The following is an 18,239-nucleotide window of genomic DNA, read 5'->3' as shown; positions in this document are numbered from 1 at the left end:
CAAAATCTCGTTCAACACAGAAATTTGGATTTCAAACCTTGATAGGTGTGCGTGGCAATAGGTTGCTGAACAAGTCCGACCTATTGCCCGAACACTTGCGTCAGAAGCGAGAGGGGGGGCGGATGAACTGCCCTTTACTCAGCCTTGTTCAGCGCGCACGCCTTTGGCGATTTGCAGCATTTGATCCGCAGGAAGGAAGCCGCGCAGCATTTCGGTGCCCAAAACAAACGACGGCGTTCCCGTAATCTGCATCCGTTGTGCCAGGGCGCGGGTGCGGGTGATCTCATCGGTCACCTGATCGCTGTCCATCGCCGCGACGATTGCATCGCTGTCCAGACCCAAACCATCGGAAATACGACGCAGAGAAACCTCGGTCGGTTCGCCGCCAAATTCCAGCAGCGCGTCATGAACTTGTTTATATGCGTCGTCGCCGGCCACATGTTTGGTCGCCACCGCAAAGCGCGAAGACAGGACCGAAGCTTCGCCCAGGATCGGGAATTCCTTGATTACCAAACGGATATTGCCGTCCTCAGCCAGCAGGTCGGCCACTTCGGGCACCGCACGGCGGCAATAGCCGCAGCGGTAGTCCATGAATTCGACCAGAGTAATGTCGCCTTCTGGATTGCCACCTACCCAGCTATAGCCGTCATTGAACAGTTCTTCGGCATTGGCGGCCACTAGTTCTTGGTCAGCGGCGGCCTCGGCAACCGCGTTGCGTTGTTCAAGGATGTTGATCGCCTCGATGATCACTTCGGGGTTCTCCAGCAGATATTCGCGCACCTGGGCGCCGAATTCTTCCTTTTCCGAGGCGCTAAGCGCGTTCAAATCCAACGCGTGCGCAGGGCCAGTGATCAAGGAAAGCCCCAGTAGGGCAGGTGCTGCATGTCTGAGGATCATTTCCGTTTCCTTTTTGCTTTCTTAGCGCGTTCCGAGGCAATCAGCACATCCTGCGCCCTTTGCCAACCCGGAGAGCCTTCGGGCAGTTGCCCTAAGGCCCGTTTTGCGTGAATACCCGCGTCGGCCAACCGGCCGCGCAAGGCATATCGTTCAGCGGTCACGACCGAAGCCATGCCATTATTGCCGACCTTCGCATATGCGACCCCGAGGTCCTGCATCAGTCGGGCATTTCGGTAATCTCTTTGACGTGCCTTTACAAGCATTTGCAAGGCGTTCTTTGTCTGACCTTGCGCCAGCAATGCACGCCCGTACCCAGCCAGGATCAACGCGTCATTCGGGGCCATTTCAACAGCTTTGCCATAGGCTTTCACGGCGTCCTGCATTTGCCGGTTTTCCAGTAAAATCTGGCCCTTAAGCTCATAGTAAAACGGATCATTTGGGCGAATGGCCAGGGCGCCATCTATGGCGGCGCGGGCGTTGGCCAGATCATGGTTCTGATGATAGGCCGATGCCTCACGCATCAGACGGATGTCTTGCGCGTCTTCCTCTTTTGCGCGTCGCATGGTCCATGTTGGGGATCGGAGGAAAGCCGAAAGCTTACCCTTGACCCGCGCGAACCAGTAATCGGCATTTGGGTCCGATTTGGACCAGTCGCCAGATTGCGCTAGAAACCTCTCAGCCACGCGCAGGCGCTCGCGGCTGGTGGGGTGCGACCGCATATAGGGGTCTTGATTGACCGCGTTTAGCAACTCTTGACCAGCGAACTTTCGATGCAGTTCAACCATCCCGATGGGCGAGATACCGGCCCATCGGAGGTAACTGGCGGCGCTTTGGTCGGCCGAGGATTCTTCGGCGCGGGTATGTCCCAGAAAACTGCGCAGGGCAGCACTTTGGGTTCCTGCGGCAATGCCTACTGCGGCCTCACCACCTCCGGCGGCAGCGGCAATTAGGGCCAGCGCAGTCCCTAACCCCGCCTTGCGTTGCGCCGCGCGCAGGTTTTGCGTCCGCCGGGCCAGATGGCCATTGGCGATATGCGCGGCCTCGTGCGCGATCACGGCCTGCAGCATTTCAGGGCTTTCGACGGTCAGGATCAGCCCGTAATTCAGGTAAATCGCGCTGTAATCGATGACAAAGGCGTTGAACGTGCGATCATTGACGACAAATATCTTGACCCGATTGGTGTTCAGCCCGGCCGCACGCAGGATCGGAAAGGCCAGTTCGCGCAGCCCATGTTCGATATCGGGGTCTCGGATCAGGCCCTGAGCGTTTGCCGGAACAAGGCTTGCCATCCATGTCACTGCCACCAGCAACAGGGTCGGGATTGACGCCACCCTGGATAAGCGTTCAAAAGCCATGGCTGAAACATGGGAGATTGGCATGAGAAACTCAACCCGGTCCGGGGTCGATCCCTTTATCGTGATGGACGTGATGGAGGCCGCGCGCCGCGCCGAAGAGGCCGGGCGCCACATTATCCATATGGAGGTCGGCCAGCCCGGCACCGGTGCGCCTAAGGGGGCAGTTAAGGCTCTGGCGAAGGCCATGGAGCAAGCCCCGTTGGGTTATACGGTCGCGTTGGGATTGCCTGAGCTGCGGCAACGGATCGCACGTCTGTATGGCGATTGGTATAATGTTGATCTGAACCCCGAACGCGTTGTGATTACTCCGGGATCTTCTGGCGGATTTCTACTGGCTTTCACCGCGCTGTTCGACAGCGGTGACCGCGTTGGCATCGGCGCGCCGGGCTATCCGTCTTATCGGCAGATTCTGAAAGCACTGGGTTTGGTGCCGGTTGACCTGCCCACTGCGCCGGAAAACCGCCTGCAACCGGTGCCCGCAGATTTCGCGGAGCTTGATCTGCAGGGGCTGATGGTCGCGTCACCTGCCAATCCGACCGGTACCATGCTGGATCATGCGTCAATGGGCGCGCTGATCGAGGCCGCGCACGGGCAGGGGGCCTCGTTCATCAGCGATGAGATTTACCATGGTCTGGAATATGAGGCCAAAGCCGTCACTGCGCTGGAGTTGACGGACGAGTGCTATGTGATCAACTCATTCTCGAAATATTTCTCGATGACCGGCTGGCGTGTTGGCTGGATGGTCGTGCCCGAGGATCAAGTGCGCGTCGTCGAGCGTATCGCCCAGAACATGTTCATCTGTGCGCCCCATGCCAGCCAGTTGGCAGCAATAGCCGCGATGGACTGCGACGCGGAATTGCAAGCCAATCTGGATGTTTACCGCCGCAATCGCACTTTGATGTTGGACGGTTTGCCCAAGGCCGGCTTCACCAATATCGCGCCGCCTGACGGGGCGTTCTACGTTTACGCCGATGTCTCGGACCTGACCGAAGACAGCCGTGCCTTCGCGGCCGAGATTCTGGACAAGGCCGGGGTGGCCGTGACTCCGGGGCTGGATTTCGACCCAGTGCGCGGTCACCACACGCTGCGGTTTTCCTATGCGCGATCAACTGCGGATATCGAGGAAGGTCTGATACGGCTTCAGCGTTTCATGGTTGAACGCGGTTCGATCACAACTCCGGCGTAACCCGTTCACAAATTAGCTTCGGTCCGCTAGTCTGACCGCCAAACGATCTCGGGAAAACTTGAGGCCATGAGCAGGATTTTCTACGCCATCACGCTGATCTGGGCGCTGAGCAGCGCTGCGCTCGCGCATGATTTCAGCGCGCTTGCGCGGGTTTTGCCCGACGATAGCCGCATAACTCAAGATGGCCGCGCCGGAGTTCGTGTTGAACTTGGCCTCAGTCAGGGCGTTCCTTACCGTGTCTTCACACTGCGCGATCCGTACCGTGTCGTGCTAGATTTTCAGGAGGTCGACTGGACCGGCCTGGACGCCGACACTTTCCTGCAAACCGACCGGATCAGTGGTGTGCAATTCGGCGCCTATGTTCCCGGCTGGTCGCGCATGGTGTTGGAGCTGGGCGCACCACTGGCCGTTGATACCTCTGACATGAGGGTGGATCAGGTCAATGGAACAGCGCACCTGTCGCTTGGTCTGAGCGGCACCGATTTCGACAGTTTCGCCGCCAGCGCCGGGGCGCCGCGCCAGCCAGGATGGGACCTGCCGGAACCGTCGGTGACGCCTGCCAAACCTGGTCCAAACGGAACACGCCCTTTGCTGGTGATGCTGGACCCAGGCCACGGCGGTATTGATCCGGGGGCCGAGGTCGCGGGAACAAACGAGAAGACCCTGATGCTGACCTTCGCGCGCGAGTTGCGGGAAACACTGCTGCGGGCCGGGGGATATCAGGTGGTAATGACCCGTGTGGACGACCATTTTGTCAGCCTCGAACGGCGCATAGCTCTGGCGCATCGGGCGGGTGCGGACGTGTTCATCTCGCTTCATGCCGATAGTCTCTCCGAGGGTCGCGCGCATGGTGCGGCGGTCTATACGCTGTCCGACGATGCCTCGGACGTTGCCAGCCACAAATTGGCCGAACGTCACGATAGGGGCGATCTGATCTCGGGCGTGGACCTCAGCGGTGCCGACGATCAAGTGGCCGACATCCTGCTGGATATCGCGCGGCAAGAGACCAAGCCACGCACCGACGCGTTGGCGCGGGCCGTTGCCGACGGGATGACGCAGCAGGGCGGGCCGATGAACAACAGACCGATCCGCACGGCATCTTTTTCTGTACTAAAGGCGGCGGATATCCCGTCGATTTTGGTCGAGCTTGGGTTTCTGTCCAGCCCCAGAGATCTAAAAAACGTCACGAATCCAGAATGGCGCAAACGGATGGCGCGCGGAATCCTGGCCGGGCTAGAGCAATGGCGGCAGGACGATCTGGTTAAACGCGTCCTGATTGGGCAGTGACCCTGCGGCGCAAACCGGCTAAAATTGGCCATCGTGTTTTGACCCTGCGCCGGGGCACCACTATATAGGCGGCAGCGCGAGTAAAAGGCAGTAACGTGATCCGTTTCATTCTTTCGTTCTTCGGGGCAATCTTCAGCCTCGTCACCTTGGGTATCTTCATGGCTGCGTTGGTGATCGGCGCGGTGTTCTGGATGTATGGGCGCGACCTGCCCAGCCATGAATCGCTGGCGCAATACAAGCCACCGACGATCAGCCGGATTTATTCGGGCGAAGGTCAACTGATCGACGAATTCGCGCAGGAACGCCGCTTGTTTACCCCGTCCGAAGAAATTCCCGACCTGGTGAAGCAGGCGTTCATCTCGGCCGAGGACAAGAACTTTTACACGCATCAAGGCTATGACCCGCGCGGCATCATCGCTGCCGGTGTCGAGGCTGTGAAATCCAAGGGTGAAAACGTGCGTGGTGCGTCCACGATCACGCAGCAGGTGATGAAGAACTTCCTGCTGTCCGGCGACCGCCGGGCCGAGCGCAAGATCAAGGAAATCATCCTCGCCACCCGGCTTGAGGATACGCTGGACAAGGAACAGATTCTCGAACTCTATATGAACGAGATCTTTCTGGGCCAGAACTCGTATGGTGTGACGGCTGCGGCGCAGACCTATTTCAACAAGACGTTGCAGGAACTGGCCCCGCATGAGGCGGCCACACTGGCCGCAATGCCCAAAGCGCCGTCCGATTACCATCCAGTTCGCCAGAAAGAACGCCTGCTGGCGCGCCGTGATTACGTGCTGCGCGAAATGCACCAGAATGGCTATATCGATAAGGCGACCTATGAGACCGAGGTCAATCAACCGCTGCGCTCGGTCCAAAACGGTGACTTCGAAAGCTTCCGCACTGCGCTGCCACCGCGTGACTATTTCACCGACGAAATCCGCCGCCAGTTGAGCGAGGATTTCGGCGAGGGTGAGTTCTTTACTGGCGGCTTTACCGTCCGCGCCTCGGTGGACGAAGAGATGCAGATTGAAGCGGCCAAGGCCCTGCGTACCGCGCTGCAGAAATACGACCGCTCACGCGGTAAATGGCGCGGCACGAAAGAAGTGATCGCCGAAGATAAACTGACCGATGAAGCCCAGTGGCGCGAGGCGCTGGCGATCTTGGAAATCCCGCGCGACGTGGTGCTGCCAACGCAGTGGTATCCGGCGGTGGTTTTGAACGTGGCCGATCAATCCCTAACGGTCGGTATCGAGAACGGCCCAGCCGACGGCGTTGTGCCCCGTTCCGATATCAAATGGATGCAGGGCGATTTCGCCGCCAATTTCAAACGTGGTGACGTCATCCTGGTCATGGCCGGCGAAGAAGGTCAGTGGTCGGCGCGTCAAATTCCCGAAGTACAGGGCGGATTTGTCGCGATGGACGTGAATTCGGGCCGGGTTCTGGCGATGCAGGGCGGGTTCTCGTATCAGGATACGGTGTTCAACCGCGCTACGCAGGCGCAGCGCCAGCCGGGGTCCAGCTTTAAGCCTTTTGTTTACGCGGCGGCACTGGACAGTGGTTATAGCCCAGCAACAATCGTGGTGGATGCCCCGATCGAGGTGAACACGCCGCAGGGTTTGTGGCGGCCCAAGAACTCGACAAACAAGTTCTATGGTCCGACGCCACTGCGCACCGGGATCGAACAGTCGCGGAACCTGATGACGATCCGTCTGGCGCAAGAGGTCACGATGCCGGTTGTCGCGGGTTATGCTGAACGGTTCGGCGTTTACGACCGGATGGGTGCATTCCTTGCCAACTCGCTGGGGTCCGAGGAAACCACGCTATACAAGATGGTCGCGGCCTATGCGATGTTCGCCAATGGTGGCGAACGGGTCGAGCCCACTCTGGTCGACCGAATTCAGGACCGGTTCGGCAAGACGATTTACCGACATGACGACCGCCAGTGTGTGGACTGTAACTCTAGCTGGCTTGAGCCGGACGAGTCGCCCACCATTGTGACCGATCGCTGGCAGGTCATGGATGCGATCACCGCGTATCAGCTGACGTCGATGATGAAGGGCGTGGTGGATCGGGGAACTGCGTCGAGCGTCGTTAATCTGCCCGTGCCCACAGCGGGTAAAACCGGTACGACCAACGAATCCAAAGATGCGTGGTTCATCGGCTTTACGTCCAATATCGTGGCCGGCTGCTATATCGGGTATGACCGCCCGCGACCGATGGGGCGGGGGGCCTATGGCGGCACAATGTGTGGCCCGGTTTTCCAAAGCTTTATGGAAAAAGCTGTCGAGAAATATGGCGGCGGTCCGTTTGAAGTGCCCGAGGGTGGCCACTTTATCAAAATCGACCGTTTCAGTGGCGCGCGCCTGCCTGCGGATGCGACCGGGGATTATGTCGTTGCCGAGTATTTCCGCGATGGCGTCGACGGCTTTATTGACCGCGTGTATGACGGCGGCTTTGCGGTTGGTTCGGACCTGCCGCTGTTCGAAGAGGTCAACACCGGCCGTCAGGTGACCACATCAACCGGGAATACCGTTACTGTTGGCCCCAATGCCAGCCAGGGTGATCTCTCGACCGGTGGGCTTTACTGATAACCGATATGTTTCGGGGCTCCGCTGTCTTGTGGTGCCCCGAACCTCTTGCTATCACGCAGGCCTGATTGAGCAAGTTGGGACAAGACCATGCGCGCCGAAACCCAGAATACCGTGGCGGAAATTGAAAAGTCGCTGGAGCTGCTGGCGCAGCGTATGGACTATGAAACTGCGCCCCACCGCCTTGAGGAATTTAATGCGCGCGTCGAGGACCCCAACCTTTGGGACAACCCCGAGAACGCGCAGAAACTGATGCGCGAACGTCAGATGTTGGTTGATGCCATCGAAACCTATGAAACCATCAAAACCGATCTAAGCGACAATATCGAATTGATCGAACTGGGAGAGATGGAGGAGGACGAAGAGGTTGTCACCGACGCCGAAAACGCCATCAAAAGCCTGAAGGCCAAAGCCGCCAAGAAAGAGCTGGAGGCGCTGCTGGATGGCGAGGCCGATGGCAATGACACCTTCCTTGAAATCAACTCGGGCGCGGGTGGCACGGAAAGCTGCGACTGGGCCTCGATGCTGGCGCGGATGTATGTGCGTTGGGCCGAGAAAAAAGGCTATACCGTCGAGCTGCAATCCGAGACCTCGGGTGAAGAGGCGGGGATTAAATCCGCCGCCTACAAGATTTCCGGTCATAACGCCTATGGCTGGTTGAAGTCTGAAAGTGGTGTGCACCGGTTGGTGCGGATTTCACCGTATGACTCGGCGGCTAAGCGGCATACGTCGTTCAGCTCAGTTTGGGTCTATCCGGTGGTCGACGACAATATTGAGATCGAGGTGAACCCCTCGGACATCCGTATCGATACATACCGGTCCTCGGGCGCGGGTGGTCAGCACGTGAACACCACTGACTCGGCGGTTCGGATTACGCACATTCCGACCGGGATCGTTGTGACCAGTTCCGAGAAGTCGCAGCACCAAAACCGCGATATTGCGATGAAGGCGCTGAAGTCGCGCCTGTATCAGCAAGAGCTGGATCGCCGCAACGCGGATATCAACGCTGCGCACGAGGCCAAGGGCGACGCGGGCTGGGGCAACCAAATCCGGTCCTATGTCCTGCAGCCTTATCAGATGGTCAAGGATCTGCGCACCAACTATGAAACATCAGACACCAAGGGTGTGCTGGATGGTGATCTGGATGGGTTCATGGCAGCCACACTGGCGTTGAACGTGGCGGGCAAAAGCCGGTCCGAGGCGCAGGGCGACTAGGACGGACAGGGGCTTTGCCCGGTCTCCGCAAGCGGAGCCTCCCCCGATATATTTTTAGCCAGATGAAGCGGATCCCGGTTTTCTGTGGGAACGGAAAAGATTCATTTAAACAGTGGGTTTAAATGGGGGGATGCCCCGGCTAGGTTGACCTTGCAAAAGGGACGAGCCTGGGATGAATCTGAGCCAAGCAACTGCAAGTGACCTGTTGAACGCGCTGACGGACCGGCAGGTGTCGGCGCAAGAGGTGATGCTGCAAACGCTGGAGCGGATTGGCGAGGTCAACGAGGCCGCGAACGCCATTGTGGCTTTGCGCGAGCGGGATGATTTGATGACCGAGGCCCGCGCTTTGGATGCTGGTCCAATCCGTGGCCCCCTGCATGGGTTGCCGATTGCGGTCAAAGATCTGGTGAACGTGGCGGGGATCGTAACATCGCAGGGATCTCCGATTTTTAGGGATCACGTTGCGCAAAGGGATGATCTGATTGCCGCGCGGATGCGGGCGGCCGGAGCGATCCTGATCGGCAAGACCAATGTTCCCGAATTCGGGCTGGGGTCCCATACTTTTAATCCGGTCCATGGCGCGACGACGAACCCTTATAATCCGGCCCGGACCTGCGGCGGGTCATCCGGCGGCGCGGCGGTGGCGCTGGCGACCGGGATGGTGGCGCTTGCGGATGGGTCAGACGCGATGGGCAGCCTACGCAACCCGGCGGCCTGGAACAATGTTTACGGGTTTCGGCCAAGCTGGGGGCGGGTGCCGTCGGAACCGGTAGGTGATGGCTTTCTGCATCAGCTGTCCACGCTTGGCCCGATGGCGCGCAACCCCGAGGATCTTGGCCTGTTGCTGGACGTGATCTCAGGGCCGGATGTGCGGCAGCCGTTTGGTGGGGCCACCCCCATAGTGTCGCCGGTGCAGGCGGCAGACATGCGCGGCGTGCGGATTGGGTGGCTGGATGACTGGGGAGGGGCTTATCCATTTGAGGATGGCGTACACGCGCAATGTGAAAGTGCTTTGAATGTGTTCACTCAGCTGGGGGCCGAGGTCATCCCCGTTGCGCCGCCATTTGAGGCTGAGCGCCTTTGGGAGAGTTGGATAACCCTGCGATCCTGGAGCGTGGCCGCAAGCCTTGCGCCGCTTGCAGATCAACGTGACGTGCTGAAAGTCACGGCGCAATGGGAGTTGGACCGAGGGAAGACTCTGACGGCGATGCAAGTGCATGAAGCCAGCGTCATCCGGTCCGAATGGTTTCGATGCCTGGCAGAGTTAATGCGTGATTATGATGCCATGGTGTTGCCGTCTGCGCAGGTTTGGCCCTTTGAGATTGAGACGCCATACCCAACGGAAATTGCGGGGCGAGGGATGGATACCTATCATCGGTGGATGGAGGTCATGGTGCCAGTCAGCCTGATCGGCTTGCCCTGCCTGTCAGCACCGGCGGGTTTTGGAGCCAACGGATTACCGATGGGAATTCAGGTGTTTGGCCCACGCGGCTCCGACGCCCGCATCCTGTCGATTGGCGCAGCCTATCACGCCGCCACCATGTGGCCGCAAAAACGACCGGCCCAACCGTAGGGTCGGCAAGGGAGGAGGACAGAACATGGACAAGCCATTTGGTGTTCCGGAAATGGGGCCGGTGAATTTGGGGATGTTGCGCGAAGCCCTGCGCCGGGCCTGGACCGACTTTCGTCGGGCTCCGGTTTTTGGGCTTCTGTTTGCGGGGTTTTACGTGCTGGCCGGTTGGTTCATGGCCTGGATCACCTTGCAGACGGGCACGTCGTACTGGTTGGTTCTGGCTGCTATCGGGTTTCCTTTGCTGGGGCCCTTTGCGGCGGTGGGAATGTATGAAGTCTCGCACAGGCTGGAGCAGGGTGAGACCTTGGAATTCAAGTCTATTTTCGGAGTGGTGGTGCAGCAGGGGCGCCGTCAGTTGCCCTCGATATGCGCGATTATTGTGGTGATGTTTTTATTCTGGTTCTTTCTGGGCCACATGATCTTTGCCCTGTTCATGGGGTTGTCGACGATGACAAACGTGTCGACCTCGTTAGAGGTGTATTTGACCGCCAACGGGTTGACGATGTTGGCTGTGGGAAGCGTTGTGGGCGCTGTGTTTGCGACGGTGCTTTATATGATCACCGTACTTTCAATCCCGATGCTGTTGGACCGAGAGCTGGATTTCGTGACCGCTATGATCGCCAGTTTCAGCTATGTCCGTGATCATTTCAGCGTCATGTTGTTGTGGGGAATCTTTATCGCCATCCTGACTTTTCTAGCCATGATTCCGTGGTTTTTGGGCTTGTTTTTTGTGCTGCCGCTGTTGGGGCATGCTAGCTGGCATTTATATCGGCTGATCACTCAAGCGTCGGGCGAAAACGCTGCGTGACGTCAGCTTGCCGCTTGCTGTAGCGAGCGTTCTGCACGGCGGGCTGTTCGCGCCGCTGCCAGAACGGCCGAAGGGTCTTCGCCCAGATGACGCAGTAGAATGCGCCGGGTCGTTGTCTCGCTGGCGGTCGTTCTGGACAAACAGATAGCCACCCCGCGCCAACGGTCCGAATGCTCATCGGTCCCGCGCGTCACCAGATAAATACGGCTGTTTTGCGAGGCTCGGCTGGACATCAGGATATAAATCTGCCGGCCAGCACAGGCGGCGATGCCTTGCACTTCACGTTCTGTCGGAGCGGCGCTCGGCATGCCAGGGCGCGGCTCATAACCACGCACTAGCGTGCATTGAGGCAACCGGCGTGCGTGAAACAACCGATGACGCGAGGGCTTAGGATCATCCAGTTCGGTCTCCGTCGCATAGTAGAACCCCGCCGGAAACAGGTTCTCGGTCAGTGTTGTGGGGCCCGAGCCCAGAAAATCTGTAAGGGCAGACGCTGCGGGATGTGTCGGAGAGCGGTCGATCTCGTCCAGCGGGCGCAGCAGAATACGGGCGTCCACTTCGAAAAACCGGCAAATCCGGTCAAGTACGTCAGGTCTTGGAAAACTCTCGCCACCAAGGTACCGGTTGAATTGCGTCCGGTTGACCCCCAATTGTCGGCAAAGCTCTGATACTGAAGTATATTGCTGCGCAAGTTGTCTGAGATTGGCGCCGAACATCCTGCGCAATTCGTCCGGGTTGCGGATGTTTTTGGTCATAGGTGTCCCAGGTTCTCGCGACTTGTTTTATAGTACGCAACATGTTCGACCTGACGGTCGACATAACGCACATATCGTACAGATGACACGAACGGGCGCATCCCAACGCCACGTCACCCCCAGAGGCTAACGTCCAATCTTACAAACGCAATAGGCTTTATCTTGTTTTGCGTGATCTTTTTGGGCGCTTTGGCGCCAATAAACGTTATTCGGCCAGTTTTAGCTTACAAGGCAGCATGACAGGCCAGAGTTTCCCCACCCATACGCGAGCCGACAGGGTGGGGTAAATGTTACTCGCCACGCAGCAAGGCCGCAACGCCAGTGCGGGCCACTTCGACCAGACCCAGAGGGCGCATCAGATCGGCAAAGGCGTCGATTTTGTCCGGGGCTCCGGTGATTTCAAAAATGAAAGAGTTCAGCGTGCTGTCGACCACGTTGGCGCGGAAGATATCGGCCAGACGCAGCGCCTCGACCCTTTTGTCGCCTGCGCCAACCACTTTGATGATCGCCAGCTCCCGCTCGACCGCGTCGCCTTCGACGGTCAAATCATGCACGTCGTGAACGGTGACGATACGACCCAGCTGTGCCTTGATCTGCTCGATCACCTGCGGCGTACCGGTGGTGACGATGGTGATACGGCTCAGATGCCCGGTGTGATCGACCTCGGCTACGGTGAGGCTTTCGATGTTGTAACCACGGCCCGAGAACAACCCGATCACACGGGCTAAGACACCGGGTTCGTTTTCGACCAGAACCGCAATCGTGTGGCGCTCCTGCACGTCCGAAAAGGTCGGGCGTAGGTTATAGGCCGAATGGCGGGTAGAGCCTTTTTTGATATGTAGGGCAGACATTTACGTCCCTTTCGTCATTCTTGTGGTGTTGGGCGCTCCGCCGCGCCCAACAAATTTCGTCAAACCAGAACCGAGCCTTTGGAATCGATCACGCCCTGTGTTTCGGCCTCGCCCAGCAACATCTCGTTATGTGCCTTTCCTGACGGGATCATGGGGAAGCAGTTCTCGTGCTTTTCCACCAGACAGTCAAAAATCACCGGACCGTCATAGTTGATCATCTCCATGATCGCGTCATCCAGATCGGCGGGGTCAGAGCAAAGGATGCCCTTGGCGCCGAACGCCTCGGCCAGCTTGACGAAATCGGGCAGCGCTTCGGACCACGAATGCGAATACCGCTCGCCATGCAGAAGTTCCTGCCACTGACGGACCATGCCGAGGCGTTCATTGTTCAGGATGAACTGTTTCACCGGCAGGCGGTACTGAACAGCCGTGCCCATTTCCTGCATGTTCATCAGCCACGACGCCTCACCGGCCACGTTGATCACCAGCGCGTCCGGATGTGCCATCTGCACTCCAACAGAGGCTGGGAAACCATAGCCCATCGTGCCCAAACCACCCGAAGTCATCCAGCGGTTAGGGTCTTCGAACCCAAGATACTGCGCCGCCCACATCTGATGCTGACCAACCTCGGTTGTGATGTAGCGGTCGTGCTTTTTGGTCAGCTCTTCAAGGCGTTGCAGCGCATATTGCGGTTTGATGGTCTTTTCGCTGTTGGTGAACGCCAGGCAATTCACCTTGCGCCAGTCGCTTATCTGGGCCTGCCACTTCTTGACGGCGGCCGCATCGGTCTTGCGGCCGCGCGATTTCCAGACCTTGAGGATATCCTCAAGCACATGTGCCACGTCGCCGACAATCGGGATGTCCACGCGGATCACCTTGTTGATCGACGAGGGATCAATGTCGATATGCGCCTTTTTCGAGTTCGGCGAGAACGCATCAATCCGTCCGGTGATCCGGTCGTCGAACCGTGCGCCAACGTTGATCATCAGGTCGCAGTCATGCATGGCCAGATTGGCCTCGTACAGGCCGTGCATCCCCAGCATACCCAACCAGTTCTCGCCTGACGCCGGATAGGCACCCAGCCCCATCAGGGTTGAGGTGACCGGGAAGCCCGTCGCATCAACCAATTCTCGCAGCAATTGGCTGGCAGCAGGGCCCGAGTTGATGACGCCGCCGCCAGTGTAAAAGACCGGCTTCTTTGCGGTCTCGATTGCCGCAACCAGTTCGGTAATCTCTTCCAGATCGCCTTTCAGAACCGGTTGGTAGTGCGATGTTGACGGTTTTGGCGCGGTATACTCACCCGAGGCAAACTGAACGTCTTTGGGAATATCGACCAGCACCGGCCCGGGGCGGCCCGAGATGGCGACGTGAAATGCCTCATGCATCGTCTCAGACAGCGAATCCGTGTCCTTCACCAGCCAGTTATGCTTGGTGCAGGGGCGGGTGATGCCAACGGTGTCCGCCTCTTGAAAGGCGTCCGAGCCGATCATGAAGGTCGGAACCTGCCCGGTCAGAACCACAATCGGGATCGAATCCAGCAACGCATCGGTCAGGCCGGTCACCGCGTTGGTGGCGCCGGGGCCAGAAGTCACCAGTGCAACGCCGGGTTTGCCGGTTGACCGGGCATAGCCTTCGGCGGCGTGAACCGCGCCCTGTTCGTGGCGCACCAGAACGTGCCGAATGTCGTTTTGCAGAAAGATCTCATCATAGATCGGTAGCACGGCGCCACCGGGGTATCCGAATACCGTGTCCACGCCCTGATCCTTGAGGGCTTGAACTACCATTTTTGCGCCGGTCATCTCACGTGTCATCTGCTTTGCTCCGTTCGCGACATGTGTCTTGCGTTTAGCATAAAAAAAGCCCCCGAGATTTTTCGGAGGCGCATGGGTTCGATTATGGTTTACCGTTACCGGCCCATGCGCGTGTTTCCTACGATTACGACTAGCGCTTTCATCGCCAGAGGCTCCTTTTCAGCTTGGCAGGGACATTATGGGCGGGCGAAAGGGGCGTCAACAGGCAATCGTACCAATTTTGTAACCTGAGATGCAGATTTTGCGACATTTTATTGCGCAGATTGCCGCAGGTTGGGAATTTCCGCGAATTTCTGCCCGCTCATGATGGTTTGGGCTGGAATTTGGCAGGTCTGAAAGCGTCAAGGCAATGTCCAAAATTGACATGAGCGACCCGGTTCTGTGCGGCACGCTGGTCTCAGTTGAACAGATAAGGGAGGCGAAGAATGTTGCAGGACCTCATAGATCTAGGGCGGTATCCGATCGATCGGCCCGGGTCGCGGGGCTATGATCAGACGATTGCAGATGTGCGGAAAGAACTTGATCAAGACGGCTGCGCGGTTCTGCCAGGATTTGTGCATGAGGACGGTTTGGAGTTGCTGGTGAGCGAGGCGGATGAGGTTGCCCCACAAGCGCATCGCTCTTTCAACAGGACCAACGCCTATTTCACCAAGGATGATCCGCGCTTTGGGATCGGGCATCCGATACGCCGTTTTTATGACCGCTCAAACGCCTTTGTTCCTGCAGATAATTTCCCCACGTCGGGTCCTTTGCGGCGGATTTACGAATATGAATGGTTCATGCCTTTTGTCCGTGACGCATTGGACGAGCCCGAGGATCGGTTCTTTCGCTATGATGATCCGCTGGCAGATGTGATCATTAACGTGGTCGAAGAGGGGCAGGGCTTTCCCTGGCATTTCGACACCAACAACTACACCGTTACGCTGGCCATCCAGAACGGAGAAGTTGGAGGCACCTTTGAATATGTGCCGAACCTGCGCACGGCCGAGGATGAAAATTTTAAGTCCGTGGCCTCGGTTTTGGACGGAGACAGGGCACGGGTCCGAGAGCTGGAGTTGCAACCGGGGGACCTACAGATTTTCAAGGGACGGTACGCGCTGCACAGGGTGGCCCCAGTAACGGGTGCGCGCACCCGATACGTTGGGATTTTCTCATTCGTTGAAGCCGAAGGGATGTGCGGCGGGGTTGAACGCACACGACAGCTTTATGGGCGTGTGTTACCGCATCATCATGCGCGTGAAGGGATGCGAAAGGATCAATTGCTGGACTGAAAATTCTGGGGTTAAAATAAAGAGGTTTTCAGCGACCGGAGGGTCCGATGCCTAAGATTATACAGCTTACGCCATTTGTTCTGTGTTCCTCCCTGCAAAAGCAGATTGATTTCTATTGCGATCGTTTGGGATTTTCTTGCGGGTTTCGGCAGGACAATTACGCTTTTTTGTCATTGGGGTCCGTGGCCATTCGGCTATTGGAATGCCCGCCGCGCGATGATGGTCGCCCGTTGGGAGAAGATCAGTCGTTTTACATAGACGTCGACGAAATCGACGATTTGTACGACAGCTTGCTGCCGGGATTGGCTGATCTACCCGAAGGGCGCGTGCGCCCGCCGTTTGATCAACCCTATCTGCAGCGCGAGTTTCACGTTATCGACGAAGACGGGACGTTGGTATTCTTTGGACAGGATATCAGCCCGAGGGGGTAGGCCCTCCCGCCCGTTGTCGATACGCCTGCGGCTTATCTCCGCCGGTTGGGCCGAGCAGCGCTGCGCGCCGCGGGTGTGCTTAGAAACCGGGGCTGGTGCCTTGCAAGACTCCGTGTTCCAGCGCGTAACGGGTAAGGCCTGCAGTGGATGAGATACCTAATTTGCGTTTGATGTTCTTGCGGTGAGTTTCCACCGTGCGCACAGAGATTTCCAAGGTCTGCGCCACCTCTTTGTTGGATTTTCCCTGCGCCAGTTCCAGCAGGATGGTCTGCTCACGGCCGGTCAGCGCCTCACGTGCGCTGTCTTGTTTGGGCTGCAGCGACCCGCTGGCACCGGTGCAAAGGTATTGCTCGCCGCGCATCACCGCGTCGATGGCCTGTTTGATCTCGTCCGTCGGTACGTCTTTGAGGACATAACCCTTGGCGCCGTGGTTCAGTGCGGTCGAAATATATTCGGGGCTGTCATGCATCGACAGTATCAGGATGCGGGTCTCGGGTAGGCGCTCCAAAATCATCTCGGTGGCGCTGAGCCCGCCTAGGCCAGGCATGTTCAGATCCATCAGGATCACATCGGGGGACAGATCGGCTACCTGATCGACGGCCTCTTGCCCGGTGCCAAGTGTGCAGACCACTTCGATGTCGGGATAGCTTTCAAGGATCGACTGAATCCCTTCAGCCACCATCGGGTGGTCATCCACGATCAGGACCCGGATCGACTGTGCGCTCATGTACCGGCCTTTCGGTTCGGAGTTGCGTCTTCCTGCGGCGGAAGCAAGTGGCTAAGCGGCAGGGTAACCTCGATCACGGTGCCGCCGTGCGGGCTGCGTGATGACAGAATACGCAGTGATCCGTCAAGCTGTTCGATGCGTTCCTGCATGTTGCGCAGCCCGATCCCGGTGCTGACGCCTTCAGCCTCGCGGGGCAGGCCGCGACCATTGTCGGTGATGCGCATGGTGGCACCCTTTTTGTGACCGCGCAGATCAATTGTAACATGCGTTGCGTCGGCGTGGCGTTCGATATTGGTCAGGGCTTCTTGTGCGATACGGTAAAGGGCGATCTTGGCGTCCTGATCCAACCGGTTTCGAAACACGACGGTCGAGAATTCGGTCTCAATCCCCGTACGCTCGCGGAAATCGTCGGTCAGCGCCTTCACTGCGGGGCCAAGGCCCAGATCGTCCAGCACACCTGGGCGCAAATCGCGGCTGATGCGGCGCACCTCGGTGATTGCGGTGCCGAGATGCTCGATCCCCTTGTCCAATGGGGCGTGGGCCCCGTCGTCATCGCCCCGCGCAAGCCGCCGCCGGGCATTGTCCAGCGCGTAGCGTACACCGACGAGTATCTGGCTGATCCCGTCATGCAGTTCGCGCGCCACTCGGCCCCGCTCTTCCTCTTGCGCGTCGAGAACCCGTTGCGTCAGGTCCTTCAGCTTGGCATCCGCCAGCCGCCTTTCTCGAAAGTTCAGGAACATGCCCGAGGCAAAAACGACCAGCACCGCTGCCAGAACGATGCCGCCAATATACATAAACGTCCGTTGCACGCGGGCCTCAACCTCGGCGCGGGCGTTGGCAACGGTCGCCACTATGTCGTCGATGAAGACACCGGTGCCAACAACCCAGCGCCAGTCCTGCAAGCCCACGACATAGGCAATCATCTGCGCCTCTTCCCCGGTCGATGGTTTTTGCCACATAAAATTGTGCCACCCCGACCCTTGCCGGGCGAGGCGGATGAATTCTTCTACAATTGGCGTGCCGTCACTGTCGCTCAGACCCTCCCAATTGCGGTTGATGAACTCTGTCTGGCGTGGGCTGACCAGATTGGTGCCGTCATAGTCATAAACGAAAAAGAAACCGTCCTTACCGTAGATCATGGCCGACAGGATTTGGGTCACCAGATTCTTAGCATCACGATCATCCGGAGACGCGCGCCCATAGATATAGGCAAAGCCATTCCGTGCCTGCGTGACGTAGTTCCGAAGCTCTTCTTTCTTAGCTTCTATCAAACGGTGCTCCAACGCCTGAATCTCGCGTTGGGCGGTTGCTCGGGATTCATAGGCAACCAACAATGCAATTGCGGCCACCGCGACGACCAGTGGAATCGCGGCAACAAGCGATAGTTTCTGGCCGTATGTCAGCGAAATCAGATTGCGAAATCCCCTCATGGTCGAATCGATACGAAACAGAGAGGGAAAATGCAAAACTTTATGAAACTGCGCATGCTG

At 58.1% G+C, this 18,239-nt stretch carries 15 protein-coding genes; 8 read left to right on the top strand and 7 right to left on the bottom strand.

Annotated features, from left to right (window positions below):
- Positions 1-138 precede the first annotated feature (138 nt).
- Positions 139-897, bottom strand: coding sequence for a DsbA family protein (locus tag ACR0M2_RS06785; RefSeq protein WP_170358921.1), 759 nt, complete (start codon positions 895-897; stop codon positions 139-141).
- Positions 894-2,276: a M48 family metalloprotease gene (locus ACR0M2_RS06780; RefSeq protein WP_170349020.1), complete on the bottom strand. Its 1,383-nt coding sequence runs from the start codon at positions 2,274-2,276 to the stop codon at positions 894-896. Before ACR0M2_RS06780 ends, ACR0M2_RS06785 begins: the two co-directional genes overlap by 4 nt.
- On the opposite strand from ACR0M2_RS06780, the gene ACR0M2_RS06775 reads away from it, so the two are divergent.
- From ACR0M2_RS06775 to ACR0M2_RS06750, 6 genes are all read left to right on the top strand, one after another.
- A complete protein-coding gene (locus tag ACR0M2_RS06775) occupies positions 2,275-3,438 on the top strand; it encodes a pyridoxal phosphate-dependent aminotransferase (RefSeq protein WP_480704355.1) in 1,164 nt (387 codons plus the stop codon). The genes ACR0M2_RS06780 and ACR0M2_RS06775 overlap by 2 nt on opposite strands.
- 66 nt (positions 3,439-3,504) lie before the next feature.
- Positions 3,505-4,725 carry an N-acetylmuramoyl-L-alanine amidase gene (locus ACR0M2_RS06770; protein ID WP_480704354.1) on the top strand — a complete coding sequence of 407 codons (1,221 nt, stop codon included), beginning with the start codon at positions 3,505-3,507 and terminating at the stop codon, positions 4,723-4,725.
- Positions 4,726-4,820: 95 nt separating this feature from the next.
- A complete protein-coding gene (locus ACR0M2_RS06765) occupies positions 4,821-7,307 on the top strand; it encodes a penicillin-binding protein 1A (protein WP_480704353.1) in 2,487 nt (828 codons plus the stop codon).
- A 90-nt stretch (positions 7,308-7,397) separates the two neighbouring features.
- Positions 7,398-8,522 carry a peptide chain release factor 2 gene (gene prfB / locus ACR0M2_RS06760; protein ID WP_480704352.1) on the top strand — a complete coding sequence of 375 codons (1,125 nt, stop codon included), beginning with the start codon at positions 7,398-7,400 and terminating at the stop codon, positions 8,520-8,522.
- A 172-nt stretch (positions 8,523-8,694) separates the two neighbouring features.
- Positions 8,695-10,095, top strand: coding sequence for an amidase (locus ACR0M2_RS06755; RefSeq protein ID WP_480704351.1), 1,401 nt, complete (start codon positions 8,695-8,697; stop codon positions 10,093-10,095).
- 25 nt (positions 10,096-10,120) lie between these two features.
- On the top strand, positions 10,121-10,903 hold the full coding sequence (locus ACR0M2_RS06750) for a DUF2189 domain-containing protein (protein ID WP_170349014.1): 783 nt from the start codon (positions 10,121-10,123) through the stop codon (positions 10,901-10,903).
- A gap of 2 nt (positions 10,904-10,905) precedes the next feature.
- Here the strand turns inward: ACR0M2_RS06750 and ACR0M2_RS06745 are convergent, their stop codons facing one another.
- The 3 genes from ACR0M2_RS06745 to ACR0M2_RS06735 all read right to left on the bottom strand — a co-directional run bounded on the left by ACR0M2_RS06745 (position 10,906) and on the right by ACR0M2_RS06735 (position 14,320).
- Entirely contained in the window at positions 10,906-11,658 is a 753-nt protein-coding gene (locus ACR0M2_RS06745; RefSeq protein WP_480704350.1) for a helix-turn-helix domain-containing protein, read from the bottom strand.
- Positions 11,659-11,948: 290 nt separating this feature from the next.
- Entirely contained in the window at positions 11,949-12,509 is a 561-nt protein-coding gene (gene ilvN, locus ACR0M2_RS06740; RefSeq protein ID WP_170349013.1) for an acetolactate synthase small subunit, read from the bottom strand.
- Positions 12,510-12,568: 59 nt separating this feature from the next.
- Positions 12,569-14,320, bottom strand: coding sequence for an acetolactate synthase 3 large subunit (locus ACR0M2_RS06735; protein ID WP_170349012.1), 1,752 nt, complete (start codon positions 14,318-14,320; stop codon positions 12,569-12,571).
- A 425-nt stretch (positions 14,321-14,745) separates the two neighbouring features.
- Between ACR0M2_RS06735 and ACR0M2_RS06730 the strand changes: the two genes are divergently transcribed.
- Together ACR0M2_RS06730 and ACR0M2_RS06725 are read left to right on the top strand one after the other, a co-directional pair.
- Positions 14,746-15,591 carry a HalD/BesD family halogenase gene (locus ACR0M2_RS06730; RefSeq protein ID WP_480704349.1) on the top strand — a complete coding sequence of 282 codons (846 nt, stop codon included), beginning with the start codon at positions 14,746-14,748 and terminating at the stop codon, positions 15,589-15,591.
- 47 nt (positions 15,592-15,638) lie between these two features.
- A complete protein-coding gene (locus tag ACR0M2_RS06725) occupies positions 15,639-16,022 on the top strand; it encodes a bleomycin resistance protein (RefSeq protein ID WP_170349010.1) in 384 nt (127 codons plus the stop codon).
- A 79-nt stretch (positions 16,023-16,101) separates the two neighbouring features.
- Here ACR0M2_RS06725 and ACR0M2_RS06720 read toward each other — a convergent pair whose 3' ends face one another.
- Together ACR0M2_RS06720 and ACR0M2_RS06715 are read right to left on the bottom strand one after the other, a co-directional pair.
- Positions 16,102-16,749: a response regulator transcription factor gene (locus ACR0M2_RS06720; RefSeq protein WP_170349009.1), complete on the bottom strand. Its 648-nt coding sequence runs from the start codon at positions 16,747-16,749 to the stop codon at positions 16,102-16,104.
- The gene (locus ACR0M2_RS06715; RefSeq protein WP_170396136.1) at positions 16,746-18,179 is read right to left on the bottom strand and encodes a cache domain-containing protein; all 1,434 of its coding nucleotides are present in this window, start codon (positions 18,177-18,179) and stop codon (positions 16,746-16,748) included. Before ACR0M2_RS06715 ends, ACR0M2_RS06720 begins: the two co-directional genes overlap by 4 nt.
- Positions 18,180-18,239: the final 60 nt, after the last annotated feature.

The sequence above is a fragment of the Ruegeria sp. BE10 genome (genome assembly GCF_056538905.1).
The sequence above is the reverse complement of the archived record's forward strand: the minus strand, read 5'-3'. Positions and strand labels throughout refer to the sequence as shown.

What these genes read in the sequence shown, in the direction of transcription:
- ACR0M2_RS06785 (WP_170358921.1), bottom strand. Translation starts at nt 897, where the DNA reads ATGATCCTCAGACATGCAGCACCTGCCCTACTGGGGCTTTCCTTGATC.
- ACR0M2_RS06775 (WP_480704355.1), top strand. Translation starts at nt 2,275, where the DNA reads ATGAGAAACTCAACCCGGTCCGGGGTCGATCCCTTTATCGTGATGGAC.
- ACR0M2_RS06780 (WP_170349020.1), bottom strand. Translation starts at nt 2,276, where the DNA reads ATGCCAATCTCCCATGTTTCAGCCATGGCTTTTGAACGCTTATCCAGG.
- ACR0M2_RS06770 (WP_480704354.1), top strand. Translation starts at nt 3,505, where the DNA reads ATGAGCAGGATTTTCTACGCCATCACGCTGATCTGGGCGCTGAGCAGC.
- prfB (WP_480704352.1), top strand. Translation starts at nt 7,398, where the DNA reads ATGCGCGCCGAAACCCAGAATACCGTGGCGGAAATTGAAAAGTCGCTG.
- ACR0M2_RS06755 (WP_480704351.1), top strand. Translation starts at nt 8,695, where the DNA reads ATGAATCTGAGCCAAGCAACTGCAAGTGACCTGTTGAACGCGCTGACG.
- ACR0M2_RS06750 (WP_170349014.1), top strand. Translation starts at nt 10,121, where the DNA reads ATGGACAAGCCATTTGGTGTTCCGGAAATGGGGCCGGTGAATTTGGGG.
- ACR0M2_RS06745 (WP_480704350.1), bottom strand. Translation starts at nt 11,658, where the DNA reads ATGACCAAAAACATCCGCAACCCGGACGAATTGCGCAGGATGTTCGGC.
- ilvN (WP_170349013.1), bottom strand. Translation starts at nt 12,509, where the DNA reads ATGTCTGCCCTACATATCAAAAAAGGCTCTACCCGCCATTCGGCCTAT.
- ACR0M2_RS06735 (WP_170349012.1), bottom strand. Translation starts at nt 14,320, where the DNA reads ATGACACGTGAGATGACCGGCGCAAAAATGGTAGTTCAAGCCCTCAAG.
- ACR0M2_RS06730 (WP_480704349.1), top strand. Translation starts at nt 14,746, where the DNA reads ATGTTGCAGGACCTCATAGATCTAGGGCGGTATCCGATCGATCGGCCC.
- ACR0M2_RS06725 (WP_170349010.1), top strand. Translation starts at nt 15,639, where the DNA reads ATGCCTAAGATTATACAGCTTACGCCATTTGTTCTGTGTTCCTCCCTG.
- ACR0M2_RS06720 (WP_170349009.1), bottom strand. Translation starts at nt 16,749, where the DNA reads ATGAGCGCACAGTCGATCCGGGTCCTGATCGTGGATGACCACCCGATG.
- ACR0M2_RS06715 (WP_170396136.1), bottom strand. Translation starts at nt 18,179, where the DNA reads ATGAGGGGATTTCGCAATCTGATTTCGCTGACATACGGCCAGAAACTA.